Genomic DNA, 22,903 nt, shown 5'->3' on the forward strand with positions numbered 1-22,903 from the left:
GCTTATTTTGAGATTTTTGGTATAAATGTTTTTTATACTACAGATTTGGATATTAGTAATACTATAAAGGTATATATCAGAGAATTTGAGAGGTGTTATTTTGTTTTTTGGCTGTGAGGTGAGCATAGGCAATTAGCCGATATAACATATACGTAACATAGTAGTTACATCAAATGTATGTGTATGCTTTAATTTAAGTAGACATTCTTAATTTTGCGTGAGGTAAATGTGACATATATGAGTGATGATTATATCTCGCTCTATAGCTGAATTTTATTGAACCGGAGCCGTTATGCTTACAATTGAAATAATATGTGCGATCAGAGTAAAAAATCTAGTTAATCTAGTATAGTTTTATTTATTTGCTAATGTAAAGACCAAATTGTCATCTTTTATCATTTATTTTACAAAAGAAAGAAAAAAGCCCTGCAAAATGCAGAGCTTATCTAATAATTATTCATTTAAGTGTATATATAACACCTTTTACTGAGAGTCAGGAGGTCTTTTACCACGTTTTAACTCATTGATACTCAAGCCAAAATCCATCTGCAAGTGAGGATAGTCCGGAAAGTTTGCCCAATCTCCACCCCAAGTGAAACCTAACTCTTTGGCGAGGTCCACAACTTCCATCCAGTCTGCCTTGCCATTGCCGTTATCATCCCGTTCCATATCCCACACCACATCACCCTCAGGCGTCCTCAATGCAAAATCAATTGCTAATCCGTAGTTATGATATGACTCACCACCACGCGCATTAGTAACGATATTGCCTGCACTTGAGCGTCCTTGGTTGAATAGTGCATCTTGCTCCTCGGAACTTCGGTAACCGTGGGTGATAACAATCTCTATTCCACGTCTCGCTGCCTTACGTACCAATAACTCTTCATTTTCTGCCACTACAGGGTGTAGACCTGTAATTGGTACAGCATCTTGGATTGTTGTCCCAGGCCACATATTATCTATATCATCTTTTTGCTGTAACCACACATATATAATGGAAAGTAAAAGAGTAGCTATAATCCAGTTTTTCAGACTCTTTTTTCTCTGTTTGCCTTTACGTTTTGATGTATTCATATCCACTCCTGGTGTTTATTCTGAAATAAACAGCTATTCCTGCTGCCTGTACCTTTTCAGTAGATTAGACTCTATTATAATTCATTTGAGCCTTGAATGCTTCTATCACCACAGTATTGAATTGTTCCATTTGTTAGAGTGGATCTGTTATTTCTATTCTTCTATTGATATATACAAAAAAGCAGCCGGCTATAAGCCGACTGCTTCGTATGCAAGCTGAGTAAAAACTACTCAGTTGTGTATGGCAATAATGCGATTTGACGGGAGCGTTTGATTGCAATCGTCAGCATGCGTTGATATTTAGCGCTAGTACCTGTTACACGGCGTGGCAAAATTTTTCCACGTTCGCTGATAAATTTACGAAGCAAGTCCGTATCTTTATAATCGATGTGAGTAATTTTGTTAGCTGTGAAGAAGCACACTTTACGACGTTTATTACGGCCGCCACGACGTGCCGGTCTTTTATCGTTGTCTCCGCCTTCTCTTTGCTTGAAGCCCATGCTTTTCAGTCCTTTCCTATCATGTAACCCATATCTCCTAAGAGTTATCAGCTCATGTTAAAATGGCAAATCATCATCCGATATATCAATCGGTTTTCCGTCATCGGAAAAAGGATCCTGATTGTTGCTACGCGAATTATTGTTATTGTTCGCGCGTCCGCCGCCTCCATAAGAAGGCTCTTCACGCATTGGTTGCCCACCGCCGCCACCGCTATTATCACGGTTAGCTGACTCCAAGAAACGGACATTATCGGCAATGACTTCGGTCACGTATACACGTTTTCCTTCGTTATTCTCGTAGTTCCGTACTTGAATGCGTCCTTCGACTGCAGCCAGGCGTCCTTTGCGCAAGTAGTTCGCACAGGTCTCGGCAAGCTGTCTCCAGGTTACGACCGGAATGAAATCGGCTTCCTTTTCTCCCCCTTGGCTTGTAAACGGTCTGTCCACTGCCAAAGTAAATTGCGTAACTGCCACTCCTGCTGGAGTGTAACGCAACTCAGGGTCCCGGGTTAACCGGCCGATCAGAATGACACGGTTCAACAATGTAATCCCCTCCTTCAGAGCGTATTGGTGCGTTAATCACGAGTAGTCTTAAGCAGACTTAACGTCGTTGGTAATGAGATAACGAATTACTTCGTCAGAAATCTTCATGAGACGCTCAAGTTCAGTTACAACTGCTGGTTCAGCAGTGAAATGTACCAGAACATAAAAACCATCACGGAATTTCTTGATCTCATACGCAAGACGGCGTTTACCCATAACGTCGTGAGCTGTAACTTCACCACCGCCGTTGGAGATGATGCCTTGGAATTTATCGACTGTAGCTTGAACAACTTCTTGCTCAATGTCAGGACGAATAATGTACATCACTTCATATTTGCGCATAATTTTCACCTCCTTATGGACTCTGGCCCTCAATCTAGGTTGAGAGCAAGGAACGAGCACAAACTCGAACTATATTAATATAACAAATACCGAGTCAAAGTGCAAGCAAACGTTCCCTGTACATATTGGCACATGATCAGCCTGGCTATGGAGCACACTACAGAAGCAACAAAGTAACATAATCTGCAGAGGAGGTTTTATCATGGGTGAAAAAACCGAGTTTGAACCAGGAGACAAAGCCCCAAACGATGGAGAGTACACAGAAGTTGGGGAAAAAAGCTTTGTCACGGAAATTCAGAACCCAAAGCGGGTAACGCTGCAAAAAGGTGAGGCTTTTCCCGAAACAAGCAATCATAATCGCAAGTGGAAGAAGCTGACCAAAGCCCGCGTCCATTAATCGCAATACTTTTTTTTCGATCCATGTATATAAAACGGAATAAAGCACATAATACAATCAGGCGGTGCACGAGAGAGGTGTGGTTCCGTTGGACAACGAAGCCGATCATTCGCTGTTGGAGATTCATCACGTAATTTAAGAAGCAAGTGGTTATGTGTAGTAAGGCCCTTCGTCTGAAGCACGCGTATTGCTACGTGCAGTACACCAAGTGTCTGATTGTTACGACCGATTGTTTCCTAACAAACAAATGCACCGCCGGATAAAGAGCCCTTCGGGGCTCTTTATTTTTCGTTTTAGTCATTAATGATGCATCTGATATAGATACGTGTTCAATACATATTCAATAAAACGTTATACAAAAAAAGACTTTCCTAATGGAAAGTCTTCTTATCGATCTTTTTATTAAACTCAATGTGTATTGAGTAAATTACAACTGAAGTGGCGGAAAGGGTGGGATTCGAACCCACGCACGCTGTGACACGCCTAACTGATTTCGAGTCAGCCCCCTTGGGCCTCTTGGGTACCTTTCCGCAGCAATATTGATTATAGCATGATCATTTACAGAACGCAACACTCATACAGAGCCTGCATGTAAACGTTATTACGCGTACTGCATACCGAATTATTGCAAGATCAGGATTCAGTGGAATCTTCGGCTGAACGCAGTACCTTCTTCATGTTTTTCTCGAATTTCGCTCTTGGAATCAACACGCTGTGTTTACATCCGACACACTTAATCCGAATATCCATACCCATACGAATGATCTCCATCTCATTGCTGCCACAGGGATGCTGCTTCTTCATCTGCACGATATCCCCAAGCTGGAAACTTTTACGCTCCACCTGTGCCATCCCCCTCATCTTTCTCCAAAGCTACTGCCTGTTCCAATACGGCTTGATTGCTCATCTCATGATACTCCAGCGTTTTTTTTACATCGCCCTGAATCTGACGTTCCACCGAAGCACGAGAGTTAGGCATACATTCAGCCACAATTCGCACCACATACTCAGATGTGGACATCGACTGTATACCGAGCACATCCGGCACCTTTACAATATTTAGGTCACGCTCTTCAATTCCAACCAAAGACTTTTTCACCAGATGTACCGACTCATCGAGACTTAAGGCCGCCTTCATCGGAATATCCACTACAGCCAGCGAATTCGACATGGAGTAGTTCGTTACACTTGCAATCGCCCCGTTTGGGATAATGTGCACTTCACCTTGCCAGCTGACCAGTTTCGTTGTTCTAAGTCCGATCACCTCAACCGTTCCCTTGTAGGTTCCCGTCTGAATAACATCCCCCACAGCGAACTGGTCCTCCAATATAATGAAGAAACCGGTAATAACATCCTTGACCAAACCCTGTGCACCAAAACCAATGGCAAGCCCAAGCACACCGGCACTCGCGAGTAGTGGCCCAACCTGAATATTGATCTCAGATAACAGTAGCAGAATCATAATAAAATTACATGTTATGGAGGTCGCATTTTTCAACAGTTCCCCTACAGTTACGAATCTGCGCGGATTCACGCGAATCTTGCCTTCCTGCTTGCGCTCCATGGAACGATCTATAATCCGATATACCACCTTAATGACAATACGGGTGATGATAAAAATAATAATGATCCGGATTGAGCTGAACATAATGTTAAGCCAAATATCGGGATCTGCAATTTTGTTCCAGACTTTATCCGTCCAACGAAGGGCCTCATTTACAGCACCAGTAGCACCGTCATTCCCTTGAGCAAACTGAAATGACAACATTCATCATCCCTCCTCTACATCGGTATGTTATCATAGCTGTCTTCTGTTTTAAAATAGAGGCCTCGGATCTCTACGAACTCGTTACGAATGATCTTCTGTACTCGCTCCAGATCCTCCTTTGGAAACTGAATACACAGCGCACACCCTGCTGTAATTTCTTTTGGTGTAGGGAACAAATCAATCTCTATCTCAGCAAACTCCAGCAGCATTTCAGCACGCAGCGCCTGCTGGGTTGAATCAAACGCAATCAGCATCCAATCGTTAATCCATTCGTCCATGTTCGGCTCCTTTCGCCATACGTCCAACCCTAGAGAAAAAGCTTGTCCTCGTGAAGTATAAAACGCTCTACCTTTCCATATACTGTTACTACTATTCCAAGGGAAAGGATAGATCCTATGAATCCTACTTCGCGTTCCTTTTCATCACAAGACATGACCAGTTTGAAAATCCCCCATACCGATCCAGGTATTCACTCGGCCATTACCCATCGTTTAATGTTTCACCTCTATAAAGCCCATTCTCTGCAAAATGTAGTGATTGTCTGCATCGGCACAGATCGCTCAACAGGCGACTGCCTTGGTCCTCTGGTCGGATCAGCCCTTTCCAAGTGGGACAGCCCTTTATTCCATCTATATGGTACCTTGGATGAACCAGTCCATGCGATGAACCTGCAAGATACACTCCACAACATACAGAAAACACACCATAACCCTTATGTGATTGGCATTGACGCCTGTCTCGGTCAATCATCCAGTGTGGGTTGCATTCAAGTTGTGAATGGTCCACTCAAGCCGGGTGCGGGGGTAAATAAAGAATTACCGCCGGTCGGCGATATCCATCTGACAGGTATCGTTAACGTCGGCGGCTTTATGGAATACTTTGTTCTACAGAACACACGGCTCAGTCTTGTTATGCGCATGTCCGAGATTATATCCAGCAGTCTGTACTCGGCCATTCGGGAATGGCATACACGTTCTACTCTGCTTGCTGTGCCAGAGTAATAGCTTCCTTTTCCTCTGGGGACAGAGTATACGTGGACTCTCCCCCTTTAAGAGGTTTGGCATATACGTAAGAACCGTCACGGTTATATATCCCCGTAAGGATCATGCCATCCTGGCTATCATTAATCATGGCCATTGAGAAGCTCAGATCACTGCCACGCTCTCCATATGCATTGTACCTTTTCACGCCAACTTTTCCTTGAATGCGGGTCAGCTTTTGCATGACAACTTGCAGCTGATTCGTTTGCAGTTTGTGTTCATCCTCAATGCTGTCCATCTGAATTTTCAGATTAATCAGCAACGATTCCAGGTCCTCTACTCCACTGCCAGCCATCATGGCTTCATATTTACGTTTAAATTTTCGTAACTTTGCCCCTTGAACAATACTCACAATAAGCAAGATCACCGTAAGTAATGCCATTCCGCCAATAATCCATAACAGCTGTTCCAGAATCAGCTCGTTTAATTCAGCCATGTAATTGCAACTACCCCTCTATATTTTTGATCAGATTAACGTCTGTCCTGTAATATTATCATTCATTATAAATCAACCCGATATCCATAAGCTTAATCAAGCAACCCTATATCAAATGAGTTCATCATTTCAACTATAATCTAGTCTGCTCCAGTCAATTCCAACACTGCCTTAACGAGTGCTTCCACATGTTCTCTAGTTGAATTGTATCCCACACTGGCCCTTACTGCTCCGGTAGCAGTTGTACCAGCAGATTCGTGTGCAAGCGGTGTGCAATGAAAACCGGAGCGAACCGCAATCCCATAATTCCGATCTAATCGGAAGGCGAGTTGTGCCGAATCATATCCATCCACAGTAAAAGATACTAATCCGGCGCGTGGCTGTCCAATCTCTGGACCAAGCATTCGAATGCCCTTAACGGATGACAGCCCATCCATCATAAGTTGGGTCAGTTCCCACTCATGCTGGTAGATGAACGCTGGTGTCATTTCAAGTACATGTTTCACACCCGCATTCAGCCCTGCGATCCCGACTGTATTCGGCGTCCCCGCTTCATACCGATCAGGACGCACCTTTGGCTGCTCCAGAGCTTCTGACTGACTTCCTGTTCCTCCATGAAGTAAAGGCTCTATATCGAGCTCTGGCGCAATGTACAAGCCCCCTGTACCCTGAGGACCAAGCAGTCCCTTATGCCCTGGAAAAGCCAACATATCAATGCCCAATTGTTGTACATTCACAGGCATAACCCCAGCACTCTGAGCTGCATCTACCAATAAGATCGCCTGATTTTTACGACATAGGAGCGAAATTTCTCCAATAGGAAGAATACTGCCAAGCAGATTCGAACTATGTGTACATACCACCAATCTGGTATTGGAACGAAACATACGTTCCATTTGCATCAGATCAATGGCTCCCGAAGCATCGACAGGTACATAATCAATCTCTACATTTCGGAGTCTTCGCATGTACTCCAGTGGTCGCCTGACTGAGTTATGTTCAGCCATGGTGGCAATCACATGGTCGCCCTCTCTGAGCGAGCCTTGAATAGCTAGATTTAGTGCTTCAGTCGTATTTGATCCGAATGCAATATCATTCGCATTTTTGATTCCAAAGATATTGGATATGGATTTTCTCGCCTCGAACAATACACGACTTGCCTGAACTGCCATCCGGTGACTTCCTCTGCCCGGATTGGCTCCGGCAATCTCCAATGCACTCAACATCGCGTCACCGACAGCAGGTGGTTTGGGCCAAGATGTTGCTGCATGATCTAGATAGATAACTCCCTCCACCTCACAACCACCTCTGTCCTATAAATTAATAATTCGCCTGCACATATTGCACATATAACCCTATTAAACAAAGAATGACATATCGTTTCTCCATGGTACAGAGGCGATATGTCATGACATGAGTAAGCCCCGCATGTTGTTAATGAATCATAGACCCGACTATTATTGTAACAATTCTAATAGCCGTTCCAGATCCTGTTGACTGTAGTAGTTGAGCTCAATTTTACCTTTATCTTTGTTGTGCTTAATTTTCACTGTGGTTTTGAAACGTTCACGAAGAGATTCTTCCAATGTATCAATGAATGGATCTTTCTTTTTTAACTTCGATTTGGCTTTAGCCTCACCTGTTTTGGAGCGATCCAGTTGTTGAACAGCTTCCTCCAACTCACGTACACTCCATTGCTGATCAATGGTCTGTTTCGCAAGTTGCTTCACTATAACCTCGTCTTTAACACCTACGATCGCACGTGCATGTCCCATAGATAATGTTCCACGTGAAACATGGTCTTTTACTTCTTCGGGCAATGATAACAGACGCAAGAAGTTAGCAATGTGAGAACGTGATTTACCTACTTTTACAGACAACTCTTCCTGAGTCAACGCAAATTGATCCATTAACCCCTGATAAGCAACTGCAATTTCCATGGCGTTCAGATTCTCCCGTTGCAGGTTTTCGATCAACGCAATCTCCATTACCTGCTGATCACTGAAGTTGCGGACTACAGCCGGTACCGTGGCATTACCACAATATTGGGAAGCTCTGAACCGTCGTTCTCCGGCAATAATCTCATAACCTCGTAATACAGGACGAACAATAATGGGTTGTATGACACCATGCTGACGAATGGACTCAGCCAGTTCATGTATTGCGCCCTCATCAAATACTTTACGTGGTTGATAGGGGTTAGCCCGCAGTTGACTAATCGGGATTTCTACGACTTTATCATCGTCATTAATTGAAAGCGAAGGAATGAGGGCATCAAGACCTTTTCCAAGCCGCTTACTCATAAGAAATCACTTCCTTTGCGAGCTCTAAATACACTTCCGCCCCTCTTGAACGAGGGTCATACGTAATAATAGATTGACCATGAGATGGTGCTTCACTAAGCCGTACGTTACGCGGAATAATCGTTTGATATACTTTTTGTTGAAAATACTTTTTCACTTCTTCAATAACCTGAATTCCCAGATTGGTCCGTGCATCAAACATCGTCAGCAATACCCCTTCAATCTGCAGAGATGTATTTAGATGTTTCTGAACCAGACGAACCGTATTAAGCAACTGGCTTAATCCTTCAAGTGCATAATACTCACACTGAATCGGAATGATCACCGAATCGGAAGCAGTCAACGAATTGATCGTTAACATACCAAGAGATGGTGGACAATCGATCAGTATGTAATCATAGTTTTTTTTCACCATGGCGAGTGATTTTTTCAGGCGAACTTCCCGTGATATCGTGGACACCAATTCGATCTCGGCTCCGGCAAGCTGAATCGTTGCAGGTATGATATGAAGCCCTTCAATCTGAGTCTCCACAATCGCTTCTTGAGGAGGAACCTCATTAATAATGACATCATATATACAATTAGCCACATCTGCTTTATTGATTCCGACTCCGCTGGTTGTATTCCCCTGAGGGTCAATATCGACAAGCAATACTCTTTTCCCGAGTGAAGCCAGTCCTGCACCCAAGTTAACAGATGTCGTCGTTTTCCCCACACCGCCCTTTTGATTTGCTACGGCCATAATCTTAGACAATTACTTCACCTCAAATAAAATAGGAGTCTTTTCTGTAGGTTGTGAGATATTGTTAACAAAAAGCAGGCGGCTATCGTCCACACAAACAACAACTACCGTTCCATCAATATACCGACCGTTCTTTAAAAATTTCAGACCTAACTTGCTTTATAGACATAAAAAGCGGCCCATTGCCGCCATAAGCTTCAATTATTTGCGTTTTGGAATATGGATAACGATCTCATAATGATCCTCATGGTCTGCTTCTTTGGTTTTGATGTCCAGACCAGAGCCAGTTACCATATCAATGGATTGGCGAATTGTATTAAGTGCAAGCCTTACATCCTTGGTAAAGGAAACACGTCTAGATTTTTTAATCTTGGAAGATTCCTTGTAGAAGGCAACACGTGCCTCTGTCTGTTTCACATTCAATTCTTTTTCGATAATCTCACCGAGCAACTTCATCTGCAGTTCTTCCGTATCCAGAGAAAGTAATGCTCTTGCATGCCGTTCAGAAATTTTGCGTTCCATCAATGCGGCCTTAATGCCGTCCGGAAGCTGTAACAACCGAATTTTGTTCGCGATGGTTGACTGGCTTTTGCCGAGTCGTTGTGCCAGACTTTCCTGTGTCAATTGATGCAAGTCGATTAGCTTCTGATAAGCGACAGCTTCCTCAATTGAGGTCAATCCTTCACGCTGCAAGTTCTCAATCAGTGCAATGGATGCGGCCTGAGAGTCGTTGAATTCACGCACAATAGCCGGAATCGTATCCAAACCCAATTTTCGAACTGCACGCCAGCGACGTTCCCCGGCAATAATCTCATATGATCCATTTCGCACGCGAACGACAATAGGCTGAATTACACCATGTGTTTTGATCGTCTGCAACAACTCATCAATTTTATCATCATCAAAAATAGTACGGGGTTGATATGGGCTGCTCACAATTTCATTAACCGGAATCTGTTTGATCTCATCTCCGTTATTGCGCTCCGCCAAACCAAACAACTTCGAAAATTGTTCTTTCATTCCGCAGATTACCACCTAGTTTCGTAATAGCTCCCACAGTCTTTGCAGGTGCTTCTTATTCAAAAAGCGACCTTTTACATGCATCGTTCTTGGAATAAGTTTTGCCTTTCATAACGCTTTCTGTCATGCAACATCGAACGCATATCCATCTATCTATACATATAATCTATGATCGCTGTGACCCAGGATCGGATACTTCTATTCTATCATCTTTTCTATCATAATCCTATGCTTACCTATTCTTTAAACTCTGCTAATTTTCCTGCTTTTTCTTTGTGAATATTGGAAATATGACGACTTGCACACATTCAATTAATGAAATTGTTCATGAGTTACTGTGCGTGAAATTCATCATTACAGGTTCTTTAAGAGATATGTAATACGAAGTATCTGTGATGTTGATCCAGTCCTCCATTTCAGAAAACAAAAAAAGAGAATGTTTCACGTGAAACATCCTCTTTATCTATGTCTAAATTTCTATTTTATTTTGACTCACTTCAAAACCATCACACAGCTATATCAGCGGAGTCTTCATTGGAGTACCTGGTTTGCGCGGATACTTATATGGTGTCTTATCAAATTTCTGAATCAGAATGATGTGACGCTCTGATTCTTCAACCGGCAGCTGGAATGGATGAACGGCCTTAACCCGTCCTTTCAGCTGATTGAAGCTGAACTCCGCTTCCTTCATTTCATCACGCGGGTCTCCGCCCTTCATGGCAGCGAACATTCCACCTTTGCGAACAAAAGGAAGGCAGAATTCATTCAGCACAGCCAGCTTGGCTACTGCACGCGCCGTAACGAGATCGTAGCTGTCACGATACCCTTCTTTGCGTCCAATCTCTTCAGCACGTCCATGGACCAATTCCACATCAGTCAGGCCAAGGATATCTACCACATGCTGTAGAAAGCCAATACGTTTATTTAATGAATCAATGATCGTAAGCTTAATATGCGGGAAACAGATCTTCAGTGGTAATCCTGGAAAACCCGCTCCAGATCCAATGTCAGCAAGCTTATTCACTTTGGTCATGTCTGTATAAAAGGCCAGCGATACCGAATCATAGAAATGCTTGGTATACACTTGCTCCCGATCCGTGATACCGGTCAGATTCATCTTTTCATTCCAGGATACCAGTTCCTGATAATACAGTTCGAATTGCTCCAATTGGAGTTCTCCCAGCTCTAATCCATGTTTCTTTAAGCGCCGCTGCAGTTGCTGTTGAATATCGTCCATTATTGTCCCCTTGCTGCGGTTACACGGTTATAATGCTCCAGGTAGACCAGCAGAATGGAGATGTCGGCAGGAGTAACTCCAGCAATACGAGAAGCCTGACCAATCGAGATTGGACGAATCGTAGCGAGCTTCTGTTTGGCTTCCATAGCAAGACCATGAATCTCATCATATACGATAGTGTCCGGAATTTTCTTTTTCTCCATCTTTTGCAAACGTTCCACGTGGATCAATTGTTTCTCAATATAACCCGCATATTTAATTTGTATTTCCACTTGTTCTTTCATATCTGCTGTCAGTTCTACCTCAGATGGTGAGAGCTGTTCAATCAGTTCATACCCCAGCTCCGGGCGACGCAGCAAGGTAAGCAACGTACTGCCATCCTGAATAGGTGTAGATCCGTACTCTTCCAGCTTGGCATTCACTTCAACCGGGCGAGCTTTAGCCACTTTCAGACGTGCAACTTCCTGCTCGACTTTCGCCTTTTTATCCAGGAATTTCGCATAACGCTCTTCAGGGATCAGGCCAATGTCATGTCCGATTTCCGTCAAACGCATATCTGCATTATCATGGCGAAGCAACAGACGATACTCAGCGCGTGAAGTCAACAGACGATACGGTTCATTTGTACCCTTTGTCACCAGATCATCAATCAGCACGCCAATATAACCTTGGGAACGATCCAGTATTACCGGCTCTTTCCCCTGTACTTTGAGTGCAGCGTTGATTCCAGCCATAACACCTTGTCCTGCTGCTTCTTCATAACCGGAGGTACCATTAATCTGACCCGCCGTAAACAGACCTGGTAGACGTTTAGTTTCCAGTGAAGGCCACAATTGTGTAGGCACCATCGCATCGTATTCAATCGCATAACCATTACGCATCATTTCCACTTTTTCCATACCTGGAATTGAACGCAGCATAGCCAGTTGGACGTCTTCTGGCATACTCGTAGACAACCCCTGTACGTAATACTCGGATGTGTTCTTGCCTTCCGGCTCAAGGAATATCTGATGTTTCGGCTTGTCGCTGAAACGAACAATTTTATCTTCAATGGAAGGGCAATAACGTGGTCCGGTTCCTTCAATAAGCCCCGAGAACATCGGAGCACGATGCAGATTATCATTAATAATCTGATGTGTATCCACAGATGTATACGTCAACCAGCAAGGCAACTGCTCATTATCGGAAGATTCTGTTTCATAGGAAAAGAACTTCGGCTTGTCATCACCAGGCTGAATTTCGGTTTTGCTAAAATCAATCGTATCCTTATGCACACGTGGTGGTGTACCCGTTTTGAAACGAACCAGATCAAAGCCCAGTTCACGCAGATTCTCTGACAATTTAAGAGAGGGTTGTTGATTGTTCGGTCCACTCTCATACATCAACTCGCCCATAATTACTTTACCGCGCAAGTATGTGCCTGTTGTCAGAACGACCGCTTTAGCCCGATACTCTGTTCCGGTCTGAGTCACAACGCCTACACATTTTCCATCTTCAACGATCAGTTGATCAACCATACCCTGACGCATCGTCAGATTACGTTCATTCTCCATCGTTTCCTTCATTTTATGCTGATAGGAGAATTTATCTGCCTGAGCACGAAGCGCGTGAACAGCAGGCCCTTTACCCGTGTTAAGCATCCGCATCTGAATAAAGGTTTTATCGATATTCCGTCCCATTTCTCCACCAAGTGCATCAATCTCGCGCACAACATGTCCTTTGGCCGGTCCCCCAATAGATGGGTTACAAGGCATAAAGGCCACCATGTCCAGATTGATAGTAATCATTAGTGTTTTGGACCCCATACGAGCTGCGGCCAGTGCGGATTCCACACCAGCATGTCCTGCACCAACGACGATTACATCATAACTGCCACCATCAAAAGCCATTCCCGTTTACCTCCTTATTCCGCTGCATTTGGTGTAACTCACGCAGACGGATCATGTTTTACAATAATGAAACTACTTCTAACCGTTCATCGGAACTTGCATTCCTATCTATATGAAACCAACACGTAATGGCTACAATATCATTCCATCCTTTGACAACAGGCAGAAATTGTACCTCTCCATCATACACTACGATTTAACTCAATCGGCAGTATATTATTTTTACTTTCCTAGACAGAACTGGGAGAAAATCTGATCAATTAATGCATCATGTGCTGTATCTCCAACAATCTCACCCAAATGCTCCCACGCCAAACGAACATCAATCTGTATCATATCGATCGGAATGAACTGCTCTGCTGCTTCATAGGCATCAACCAGGGACTGCTTCGCTTTTTTGAGCAAAGCAATGTGACGCACATTACTGACATAAGTCAGGTCTGCGGACTCCAGTTTACCACTGAAGAATAGCGTAGAGATGGCATCTTCCAGTCGATCCACACCCAGATCATCTTTCACCGACATCGGTACAAGCCGTTCTTCCGAAATGTAACGAAGCAGCACGTCACGTTCTACCTGTGGCGTTAAGTCCATTTTATTCATAATAATTATCGATTGTCTACCGCGGATTTGTTCCAATAATTCAATCTCATCGGGATGAAGTGGCTCCGCAGCATTCACAACCATCAAGATCAGATCGGCTTCACTTACCGCAGAACGAGAGCGTTCTACCCCGATCTTCTCTACAACGTCCATGGTTTCCCGGATTCCTGCCGTATCCAGCAACTTCAGTGGGATATTATTGATCGTAATGAACTCCTCGATCACATCACGAGTTGTTCCTGGAATGTCCGTGACGATAGCCCGATTGTCTTGCGCAAGTGTATTCATCAAGGAGGATTTACCTACGTTAGGTCGTCCAACGATAGCTGTTGTAATACCTTCTCGCAGGATCTTTCCTTGCTCTGCTGTAGTCAGCAATTTATCAATTTCAGTCATAACCTGACTGGACTTCTCTTTAATAAAATCAGACGTTAACGACTCCACATCATGCTCGGGATAATCGATATTCACTTCAATGTGAGCTAGTGTTTCCACCAATGTATATCGTAGATCACGCAATTTGGAAGACAGTTTGCCTTCAACTTGTTTCAGCGCAACCGAGAAAGCCCGGTCCGATTTGGAACGAATAAGATCCATGACACCTTCAGCCTGAGACAAGTCAATCCGCCCATTAAGGAAAGCACGCTTCGTGAACTCACCGGGTTCAGCCAGACGAATATCAAGCTGCAACAGCAGGTCCATGACCCGTTTTACAGACACTACACCGCCATGCGCACTGATCTCCACGACATCTTCTGTTGTGAAAGACCGAGGTGCTCGCATGACCGTAACCAATACTTCCTCAATCTTTTCCCCATTAACGGGATCTATGATATGACCATAATGAACCGTGTGAGATGCTGCCTGGGTTAAAGGGGTTTTGCTGCGAAAAATCTTTTCCGTCTCCGACACTGCATCCGGGCCGCTGACCCGGATCACGGCGATACCCGCCTCTCCGACAGCCGTTGATATCGCTGTGATCGTATCACTGATCATGGTTATCTCTCCTTGCTCTATTTTAAAATTGCCGCCCCTCGGGGGACGCCAGATCCATTTTCAAATCTATTAATGATATAACATATGACATGCTGCTTATCGTATTAAGTTCACTCTTTACTTGTTCTACGCACCTTATCAAATTGCTTCTGTACGAAAAAAGCAATGGCTTCTGCACCGGGCAGGAAGCCATTGCGTCTTCAATTTCGTGTTATTTCGTCGTAATAACCACACGCCGATTAGGCTCCTCGCCCTTACTTAACGTCTTAATCTGCGGGTGATTTTGCAGTTTTGCATGGATGACTTTTCGTTCGAGCGGAGGCATTGGTTCCAGTACAACTTCCTTACCGGTACGGATTGCTTGTCCAGCCAACCGTTCAGCCAGATCCTCCAGCGTCTTCCGCCGACGTTGACGGAAATTCTCCGCGTCGAGCACAATTCGAACGAAGCTTTCCGAATATCGGTTCGCTACAATGTTCGTTAGATACTGAAGCGCATCCAGCGTCTGTCCACGTCTGCCAATAATCATGCCCAGATCTTCACCAGCAATATTGAAGATATGTCCATCCCGCTGTTTTTTGATATGCACTTCAACATCCAGTCCCATACCTGCTGCGACCTCTTTCAAGAAAGCAGCCGCTTCTTCATAGGGATTTTTAGCTGCAACATCCTCGAGTAATGCATCTACTTCAGATTTGTATGCAGCTGGCTTGATCGGCTGTGGAACAACTTCCGGTACAGGCATTAATTTAACTTCAACTTTGGCCGCCCTCACCCCGAACAAACCCAGGAATCCTTTTGACGGCTGCTCTAACACTTGTATCTCGACCTTGTCCCGACTTACGCCAAGCTCGGTCAATCCTTGGTTTACAGCATCTTCAACGGTTTTTCCTGACGTAATGACTTTGGTCATTTCGATTTTTTGGCCCCTTTCGACCCTTTTCCAGAGACGGTCGCTTTGCCACCGTTTTTGCGTTTAGCTCCATTTTTGGAAGAGCTATTCTGCTTCACGTTGACCTCAGCCACGATTTTATCATTATTCCGGTAAAGGAAATAGTTTTGCACGATCGTGTAGATGTTACTGTAGAACCAGTACAGCGGAAGTGCTGACGGGAACTGGTAAGACATCACGAAGATCAAAATTGGGTATACCCACAGCATAAACTGCATCGGACCAATTTGCTGTGCAGGGTTCATACGCATCATCATCCATGTTTGAATGAATGTTGTGATGGCAGCCAGCACTGGCAAAATAAACAGGTGATCCGGTTCCCCGAGCTGGAGCCACAAGAAATCATGTGTTCTCAGACTGGAGTTTCCGTAAATTGAGTTATAAAGTGCGATATAAATCGGCATCTGAATCAGAAGTGGCAGACAACCCGCCATCGGATTAACTTTGTTCTCCTGAAACAACTTCATTGTTTCTTGCTGAACTTTCTCAGGTGTATCTTTAAACTTGGCTTGAATCTCCTTCAGCTGCGGCTGAATCGCCTGCATAGCTTTGGAGCTACGGACTTGTTTCATTGTTAATGGTAAAATCAATGTCCGTACAATAAGCACCATCACGAGGACAGCCAGTCCATATTCACCGTTAAACCAGTTGGCGAATGTATCCAGCGCCAGTGAGAACCAGTACACAACATTGCTTTGCCAGAATGAGCCACTATTCTTCAGATCTTCCGTAGTAACCCCGGCTCCTTGTGGAGTACATCCGGCGAGTACAGTGACCATTGCAATGACTGCAATGAGGAGAATCCACTTCCCCTTTGATGTCTTCAATCGCGACACTTCATAACCCCTCTCTTAACCATTCCATTCCACCGTAAATCATACCATAATTAGGAGGACAAATAAACCGAAGCTTACCGCTTGCTCGACTTCAAAAGAGAGCCCTTTCGCATCGCATGTAGCAGGCTTTTTTCCATTTCCTTATAGGGCATGTCCAGTGCACCTTTTCTGACGATAAAAATCAGATCCATCTGCGTGACGATCTCATGCTCATGATGACGAACAATTTCCTTGATCATGCGTCTCATCCGGTTGCGTACGACAGCGTTTCCGATTTTCTTGCTGCATGATACACCTACCCGGAATTGTTCCGTATCTTTACGGCGGCAGCCATACACCACGAATTGATGATTGGCAAACGATTTCCCATACCGGTATACGCGGCTAAAGTCCGCCCGGTTTCGTAGACGCAGTCTTTTATACACGGCGCTTCTCCTTGCTGTTCTCCATCATTGATATTGACGGAGGCCTCATTACTGATTTAGTATAGGCTTTCTTGAATGACGGTAAACCGTCTTGGCGACAACTTCATTTGGGATGATTGTTAAACAGCTACTTGAACAGATCAACATTCCTCCGGATGAATGTTGATTGGCCATTTAAACCTATCAACGATTCATCATTATATAAGGTAAGTTTTCGAAAAATGGAAAACTCACTCAACATACATCATGTGTGTTCAGCACTTTTTCGCAGACCATTCAGACCTGATCTGTAGCAGCATCCAGTCTGATTTGAGCTAATTAAGAAAAAAAAGACCACCTCGGTGGTCTTCAATGCTTAAGCACTCAGGTTTTTACGGCCTTTAAGGCGACGTGCGGCCAAAATTTTACGGCCATTGCTCGTGCTCATTCTTTTCCGGAAACCATGAACTTTTTTACGTTTGCTAACGTTCGGTTTGAATGTAGGTCTCAATGTATTGCACCTCCTCACAAGGAAATACTTATGTGATGAATCACTTTCATCTTCACAGAAAACACCTTTATATATTTAACCATGATCACCTGGAAAAGTCAACTGCATGGCTCAAGGCTTCTCCCTCTTTTATATACACTCTTCATCCCACCCAAAGTAATGACCACAGTTCGTCCACTTCAATACCAGCACCAAGCCCCGAAGAGAGACCTGAAAGTTATCCCCAGACCCTAATCAGATCACCCTATTTCAGTGTTTATAGTTATCCACAACCTCCAATACCTGTTATCTCCTTCATTATATCCTGTTTGAAGTTATTCACATGTGGATAATGATTATAGGCTATTAATATCGTCATATTTTAATCCCGTTGTATCCGCTTCAATTAAGGTTTACAAGCTTTTGAGAAAGGTGTAGGATAAAAATCACATCTTGTATACAAGTAGTCCTTTGAAAAAAACATTAGCCGTTAGCTTGTAGCTACAGACTGTGGATTGAACTGAATGTCCAGTCCGCAAAATAGTTATGCTATGATCAGTAATGAACTGATTACTTATTAATAGGAGCGTTAGCCATATGTTATTTCCTTCTTCCTGGCTTCAAGGGGCTTCCCGTGGTGAAGCCATTGCCTGCGAATTAAGGCTGCGGATCATTAGCGGTACCCTTCGACCTGGAGAGATTTTGTCGGAAAACCGAATTGCGGCTGATTTTGACAGCAGTCGTTCACCTGTCCGTGAAGCATTGCGAACATTGTCCAATGAAGGACTTATTCGGCTGGAACGTATGGGTGTCGTTGTCATTGGACTACGAATCAAGGATGTCGAAGAATTGTATGATGTCCGTTTCCTGATTGAAAGTTTTGTGCAGCAGCGACTTGCTGGTGATGTCCCAGAATCATTAATCACCCAGCTTCGTAACGTGATCGACAAAATGCAGCTTGCTGGACGGCATCAGGATGCCGTCGAATTCGCCTATCAGGATCTCGTTTTCCACGAGACCATCATTGAAGCTGCTCAGCATTCCCGTATTTCACATCTATGGAAGAGTATTCGATATGTTGTGATGACCGTTATGCTGCTCACAACGCGCAGAGTATTTGTTCAAGGCGAGCAGAAAGTAAGCGCTGTAATTGAGAAACACCGTTTGCTTGTTGAAGCACTTGAATCAGGCGACAAGATGCTCATTCAGGCTGGAGTCCGCACGTATTTCCAAGATTCTGGCAAAACCCTGCACGAAAGCTTTGATTCCTAATAGGTGCAAGGCGTTTGCAATCATATCCGTTGTGAGTGATTGCGGCTTAACTTGTCGACAAGTATACAAAATGCGATTTTCTTTCAATTTCGGGCATGATAAAACTACATTTTTCGCCAACACCTCTTCTTCATTCTGGGCACAAAATTTAATTGGTGACGATAATTTTACTTGTAAGCGTTCTATATCAGAAATAAAGGAGCACACAACATCATGAGCACTCTTTTTGGACTATCCCACAACGCAACATTATTGGTCTGGACATTCATTGCAATCGTTTTTCTGATCGTTTTGATCTCCAAGTATAAATGGAATCCCTTTATCACCCTGCTGTTGTCCGCATTAATGCTCGGTTTGCTTACAGGCATGAAACCTGCTGATGTGATCTCTTCCATTACCGGGGGACTTGGCGGCACACTTGGAACCATCGCAATTGTTATTGCTCTCGGTACAATGCTTGGTAAGATGATGGCCGAATCTGGCGGTGCCGAGCGCATTGCAACTACATTAGTTGATCGGTTTGGTGTAAAACGTGTGCACTGGGCCATGATGATTGTTGGATTTATCGTTGGTATTCCCGTTTTCTTCGAAGTCGGCGTTATTCTGATGATCCCCATCATTTTCACCGTCGCGCGTAAAACCAACATGTCTTTACTGCAGATTGGTATTCCCATTTTGGCGGGTCTATCCACTGTACACGGTTTGGTTCCACCCCATCCAGCGCCAATGATTGCGATTGAAGCCTTCAGTGCCGATCTGGGTAAAACCATTTTGTACTCCCTTATTGTTGGTATTCCTACAGCGATTATTGCAGGTCCCTTATTTGGTAAATTTATTGGTAAAAGAATACACACCGAACCGCCAGCAGAACTGGCTGAACAATTCGCAACCAAAACAAACAGCAACATGCCTGGGTTTGGTATTACCCTGTTTACCATATTGCTGCCTGTTATTTTGATGCTGATTGGCTCCATTGCAAGCATCATTGACCCAAATGCCACGAGCGGCTTCACCGTTTTCAGTGAATTTATCGGTCATGAGATCATTGCTCTGCTCATTTCAGTTGTATTTGCCCTCTTTTCACTCGGCTTTGCACGTGGATTCACCAAACATGATATTTCCCGCTTCACCAGTGAATGTCTGGCGCCTACGGCGACCATCATTCTCATTATTGGCGGAGGCGGTGCCTTCAAACAGGTATTGATCAATAGTGGTGTAGGTAACGCCATTGCTGAAGTCGCTACCCATGCCAACATCAACGTGATCCTGTTTGCCTGGCTTGTCGCTGGGCTCATTCGTGTAGCTACCGGTTCAGCAACCGTAGCCATGACAACAGCCGCCGGTATTGTCGCTCCAGTGCTTGCACTCACACCAGGGGCCAATATTGAGCTGGTTGTACTCGCCACAGGTGCGGGGTCACTCATCTTGTCTCATGTAAATGATGCAGGATTCTGGATGATCAAAGAATTCTTCAATATGAGCGTTTCCCAGACATTGAAAACGTGGACCGTTATGGAAACACTATTATCCGTGGTCGGACTGATCTTTATTTTGCTCCTGAGTACAGTGGTATAAATGGAGTATCTATAGTAGAAAGAAATTAAAATCTCATCGCTTTCTGGAGAAAGAAGGATTAAATACATGAACAACTATATGATTGGGATCGATATTGGTACCACCAGTACCAAATCCGTATTATTTACCGAGCAAGGCTCTGTCGTCAGTACCTCAACGCAGGAATATCCTTTGTACACCCCTGCACCCGATGTTGCCGAGCAGGACCCTGAAGAGATTGTACAGGCGGCCCTCCGCTCTGTACGAGGAGTCATGGATCAGAGTGGTGTTGCTGCCGAGCAGATCCTGTTTGTATCCTGCAGCTCGGCTATGCATAGTGTCATTGCCATGGGACAGGATAATAAACCTTTAACCCGTTGCATCACCTGGGCGGATAATCGAAGTGCAGCTTGGTCTGCCAAGCTGCAAGAGAATGGATTGGGCCATCGCATCTATCTGCGCACAGGTACACCGATCCATCCCATGTCACCGCTGACCAAATTAATGTGGCTGCGCCACGATGAACCTGAACTTTTTGAGAGTACCGCCAAATTTATTTCGATTAAAGAATATCTGTTCTTCCGTCTATTCGGACAATATGTCGTCGACCATTCCATCGCTTCCTGCACAGGTTTGCTCAATCTGAAACAACTCGACTGGGACGCAGAGGCCCTTGAGGTTGCAGGCATTACACCCGACCATCTCTCGAAGCTTGTACCTACAACACATATATTAGAAGGAATGAATCACGAATCGGCTGAAAAAATGGCTCTCTCCCCCTCTACGCCCTTTGTTATTGGCGCAAGTGATGGGGTTTTATCCAATCTCGGCGTAAACGCCATTGAACCTGGTGTTGTCGCAGCAACCATCGGAACCAGCGGGGCCATTCGCACTGTCGTGGACCGTCCGGTTACCGATCCCAAAGGTCGAACCTTCTGTTATGCCCTCACAGAGAATCTTTGGGTCATTGGTGGACCTGTGAATAACGGTGGCATGCTGTTTCGTTGGGTGCGGGATGAATTCGCCGCGTCTGAAGTGGAGACAGCGAAACGACTTGGCATCAATTCCTATGATGTGCTGACCAAAATTGCCGAACGTGTCCGGCCGGGATCGGAAGGACTTCTGTTTCATCCGTACCTTTCGGGCGAACGTGCCCCTCTATGGAATCCGGATGCCCGTGGTTCCTTTTTTGGCTTAACACTCCATCACCAAAAAGAGCATATGATTCGTGCTGTCCTGGAAGGGGTTATTTTCAACCTATATACGGTACTGCTCGCCATGGAAGAACAGATTGGGCAACCTACCTCCATTCAAGCCACCGGTGGGTTTGCACGCTCTCCTCTCTGGCGCCAGATGATGTCTGATATCTTCAATCAGGAAGTGGTTGTACCAGAGAGCTTCGAAAGTTCCTGTCTGGGTGCCGTCGTGCTTGGTTTGTACGCTACAGGGCGGATCCAATCGCTTCATGCCGTTTCTTCCATGGTCGGTACAACGCATCGGCATACCCCTATCAAAGAGAATGCTGTACTCTACCAAGAGCTACTGCCCATCTTTATTCGGATCTCTCGCAAACTGGAAGAGGAATACGCAGATATCGCTGAATTCCAGCGTAAGATGTCCCTTCCCCGCCTCTAAATCATCAATCCATACTTCGTCGCTGCACAAAAAAGAGGGTGTCCTCTAAAACCAAAAATCGGTTTTAGAGGACACCCTCTTTTGCTATACACGCATAATCTATCCTTTGAATTCATATTGTACATTCATACACTTCAACCTCCATATCAGAGCATCAGCTTACCTCGTGATCCTGATAATTCACATTACATATGTCTTAAAATGAAGTCCTCTTGATCCATTATTCTTATCATTCACTGATGACAGAATTACCATCTGCCCAGAAAATATACCACTCATCTTGTTCAATTAAAGGCATGAGTTTACTCCCCTCTCCGTCTCCCATCCAGACACTGAATTCGTCGCTTTCACCATCGCCCCATTGGCAAGAAAAACACGAGGGTGAGAGGTCACTCTTTTTCCGATCTCAATCATGCTACGTTTTCACTTCACGGTTATCCACAGAAAGGTTATTCACAAACGAAGAATACTTTTACACACAATTTGGCATCATTTGACGGATAACCTGTGTATAAAACATTTTTGGTTTTTGGGTCATTCTGTCGAAAATTAAACAGTTTATAAACAATATATTGTGTTGTGACTAAAAATTATACACAAGTTATTGAATTTGTGGATAAAATCACGCGATACGTTGAAATGCGGGGTTTCTTTTGCTATGATTGTATTACTTTTGGATGTGAATATGTGATCTGACCCATAATATTATCAACAGCCTGTGGATAAAGTTGTGAACAATTTTCCGTTGTTCATACTTTTTTTGTTTTCGACCTGCGGGGGTTTGGGGATAAATTCAACAATATATCTCGTATTTCGACACTGCATCATGGCTTAAGCCACACTTGGAACATGTAAAAGGAGTGACAGTCT

The 22,903-nt window shown here is 44.3% G+C and carries 24 protein-coding genes and 1 tRNA gene; 5 read left to right on the forward strand and 20 right to left on the reverse strand.

Annotated features, from left to right (window positions below):
* Positions 1-483: 483 nt before the first annotated feature.
* The 4 genes from MKY66_RS30025 to rpsF form a co-directional block, all read right to left on the reverse strand.
* Entirely contained in the window at positions 484-1,074 is a 591-nt protein-coding gene (locus MKY66_RS30025; protein WP_076216645.1) for a M15 family metallopeptidase, read from the reverse strand.
* Between the two features lie 227 nt (positions 1,075-1,301).
* Positions 1,302-1,574: a 30S ribosomal protein S18 gene (rpsR, locus tag MKY66_RS30030; RefSeq protein ID WP_017691433.1), complete on the reverse strand. Its 273-nt coding sequence runs from the start codon at positions 1,572-1,574 to the stop codon at positions 1,302-1,304.
* Between the two features lie 57 nt (positions 1,575-1,631).
* Positions 1,632-2,117, reverse strand: a complete 486-nt coding sequence (gene ssb, locus MKY66_RS30035) for a single-stranded DNA-binding protein (RefSeq protein WP_017691432.1) — start codon at positions 2,115-2,117, stop codon at positions 1,632-1,634.
* A gap of 48 nt (positions 2,118-2,165) precedes the next feature.
* On the reverse strand, positions 2,166-2,459 hold the full coding sequence (gene rpsF / locus MKY66_RS30040) for a 30S ribosomal protein S6 (RefSeq protein WP_036611944.1): 294 nt from the start codon (positions 2,457-2,459) through the stop codon (positions 2,166-2,168).
* 202 nt (positions 2,460-2,661) lie between these two features.
* On the opposite strand from rpsF, the gene MKY66_RS30045 reads away from it, so the two are divergent.
* Positions 2,662-2,856, forward strand: coding sequence for a YjzC family protein (locus MKY66_RS30045; RefSeq protein WP_036671877.1), 195 nt, complete (start codon positions 2,662-2,664; stop codon positions 2,854-2,856).
* A gap of 439 nt (positions 2,857-3,295) precedes the next feature.
* On the opposite strand, the gene MKY66_RS30050 is transcribed toward MKY66_RS30045, so the two are convergent.
* The 4 genes from MKY66_RS30050 to MKY66_RS30065 form a co-directional block, all read right to left on the reverse strand.
* A tRNA-Ser gene (locus tag MKY66_RS30050) sits at positions 3,296-3,386 on the reverse strand.
* A 103-nt stretch (positions 3,387-3,489) separates the two neighbouring features.
* Positions 3,490-3,699: a DUF951 domain-containing protein gene (locus MKY66_RS30055; protein ID WP_036611950.1), complete on the reverse strand. Its 210-nt coding sequence runs from the start codon at positions 3,697-3,699 to the stop codon at positions 3,490-3,492.
* Entirely contained in the window at positions 3,689-4,624 is a 936-nt protein-coding gene (locus tag MKY66_RS30060) for a mechanosensitive ion channel family protein (RefSeq protein WP_076216643.1), read from the reverse strand. The genes MKY66_RS30055 and MKY66_RS30060 overlap by 11 nt, the downstream gene beginning before the upstream one ends.
* Positions 4,625-4,638: 14 nt before the next feature.
* Positions 4,639-4,902: a DUF3343 domain-containing protein gene (locus tag MKY66_RS30065; protein ID WP_017691427.1), complete on the reverse strand. Its 264-nt coding sequence runs from the start codon at positions 4,900-4,902 to the stop codon at positions 4,639-4,641.
* 117 nt (positions 4,903-5,019) lie between these two features.
* On the opposite strand from MKY66_RS30065, the gene yyaC reads away from it, so the two are divergent.
* A complete protein-coding gene (gene yyaC / locus MKY66_RS30070) occupies positions 5,020-5,625 on the forward strand; it encodes a spore protease YyaC (protein WP_036611957.1) in 606 nt (201 codons plus the stop codon).
* Here the strand turns inward: yyaC and MKY66_RS30075 are convergent.
* The 12 genes from MKY66_RS30075 to rpmH all read right to left on the reverse strand — a co-directional run bounded on the left by MKY66_RS30075 (position 5,600) and on the right by rpmH (position 17,593).
* The gene (locus MKY66_RS30075; protein ID WP_036671879.1) at positions 5,600-6,100 is read right to left on the reverse strand and encodes a DUF4446 family protein; all 501 of its coding nucleotides are present in this window, start codon (positions 6,098-6,100) and stop codon (positions 5,600-5,602) included. The two genes, yyaC and MKY66_RS30075, sit on opposite strands and share 26 nt — an antisense overlap.
* A 140-nt stretch (positions 6,101-6,240) precedes the next feature.
* Entirely contained in the window at positions 6,241-7,395 is a 1,155-nt protein-coding gene (locus tag MKY66_RS30080; protein ID WP_076216641.1) for an aminotransferase class V-fold PLP-dependent enzyme, read from the reverse strand.
* 162 nt (positions 7,396-7,557) lie between these two features.
* Positions 7,558-8,403: a ParB/RepB/Spo0J family partition protein gene (locus MKY66_RS30085; protein WP_076216640.1), complete on the reverse strand. Its 846-nt coding sequence runs from the start codon at positions 8,401-8,403 to the stop codon at positions 7,558-7,560.
* The gene (locus MKY66_RS30090) at positions 8,396-9,157 is read right to left on the reverse strand and encodes an AAA family ATPase (protein WP_024629525.1); all 762 of its coding nucleotides are present in this window, start codon (positions 9,155-9,157) and stop codon (positions 8,396-8,398) included. The genes MKY66_RS30085 and MKY66_RS30090 overlap by 8 nt, the downstream gene beginning before the upstream one ends.
* A 189-nt stretch (positions 9,158-9,346) precedes the next feature.
* On the reverse strand, positions 9,347-10,165 hold the full coding sequence (gene noc, locus MKY66_RS30095) for a nucleoid occlusion protein (RefSeq protein ID WP_036611968.1): 819 nt from the start codon (positions 10,163-10,165) through the stop codon (positions 9,347-9,349).
* A gap of 514 nt (positions 10,166-10,679) precedes the next feature.
* Positions 10,680-11,402: a 16S rRNA (guanine(527)-N(7))-methyltransferase RsmG gene (rsmG, locus tag MKY66_RS30100; RefSeq protein WP_076216638.1), complete on the reverse strand. Its 723-nt coding sequence runs from the start codon at positions 11,400-11,402 to the stop codon at positions 10,680-10,682.
* Positions 11,402-13,291 carry a tRNA uridine-5-carboxymethylaminomethyl(34) synthesis enzyme MnmG gene (gene mnmG / locus MKY66_RS30105; protein ID WP_076216636.1) on the reverse strand — a complete coding sequence of 630 codons (1,890 nt, stop codon included), beginning with the start codon at positions 13,289-13,291 and terminating at the stop codon, positions 11,402-11,404. The genes rsmG and mnmG overlap by 1 nt, the downstream gene beginning before the upstream one ends.
* A gap of 222 nt (positions 13,292-13,513) precedes the next feature.
* On the reverse strand, positions 13,514-14,890 hold the full coding sequence (gene mnmE / locus MKY66_RS30110) for a tRNA uridine-5-carboxymethylaminomethyl(34) synthesis GTPase MnmE (protein WP_076216634.1): 1,377 nt from the start codon (positions 14,888-14,890) through the stop codon (positions 13,514-13,516).
* Between the two features lie 211 nt (positions 14,891-15,101).
* Entirely contained in the window at positions 15,102-15,803 is a 702-nt protein-coding gene (gene jag / locus MKY66_RS30115; protein WP_076216632.1) for an RNA-binding cell elongation regulator Jag/EloR, read from the reverse strand.
* Positions 15,800-16,678: a YidC/Oxa1 family membrane protein insertase gene (locus MKY66_RS30120; protein WP_076216630.1), complete on the reverse strand. Its 879-nt coding sequence runs from the start codon at positions 16,676-16,678 to the stop codon at positions 15,800-15,802. Before MKY66_RS30120 ends, jag begins: the two co-directional genes overlap by 4 nt.
* A 74-nt stretch (positions 16,679-16,752) precedes the next feature.
* Positions 16,753-17,103 carry a ribonuclease P protein component gene (rnpA, locus tag MKY66_RS30125; RefSeq protein WP_036611981.1) on the reverse strand — a complete coding sequence of 117 codons (351 nt, stop codon included), beginning with the start codon at positions 17,101-17,103 and terminating at the stop codon, positions 16,753-16,755.
* 355 nt (positions 17,104-17,458) lie between these two features.
* Positions 17,459-17,593, reverse strand: a complete 135-nt coding sequence (gene rpmH, locus MKY66_RS30130) for a 50S ribosomal protein L34 (protein ID WP_017691413.1) — start codon at positions 17,591-17,593, stop codon at positions 17,459-17,461.
* 576 nt (positions 17,594-18,169) lie between these two features.
* Between rpmH and MKY66_RS30135 the strand changes: the two genes are divergently transcribed.
* The 3 genes from MKY66_RS30135 (at position 18,170) to gntK (ending at position 22,033) form a co-directional block, all read left to right on the forward strand.
* Positions 18,170-18,844, forward strand: coding sequence for a GntR family transcriptional regulator (locus tag MKY66_RS30135; RefSeq protein ID WP_017691412.1), 675 nt, complete (start codon positions 18,170-18,172; stop codon positions 18,842-18,844).
* 213 nt (positions 18,845-19,057) lie between these two features.
* Positions 19,058-20,419 (forward strand): gluconate:H+ symporter, encoded by a 1,362-nt coding sequence (locus tag MKY66_RS30140; RefSeq protein WP_076216628.1) that lies wholly within the window; start codon positions 19,058-19,060, stop codon positions 20,417-20,419.
* 66 nt (positions 20,420-20,485) lie between these two features.
* Positions 20,486-22,033, forward strand: coding sequence for a gluconokinase (gene gntK / locus MKY66_RS30145; RefSeq protein WP_076216626.1), 1,548 nt, complete (start codon positions 20,486-20,488; stop codon positions 22,031-22,033).
* Positions 22,034-22,903 lie beyond the last annotated feature (870 nt).

This window comes from Paenibacillus sp. FSL R5-0766 (assembly GCF_037971845.1).
In the GTDB taxonomy this organism is placed as follows: domain Bacteria; phylum Bacillota; class Bacilli; order Paenibacillales; family Paenibacillaceae; genus Paenibacillus.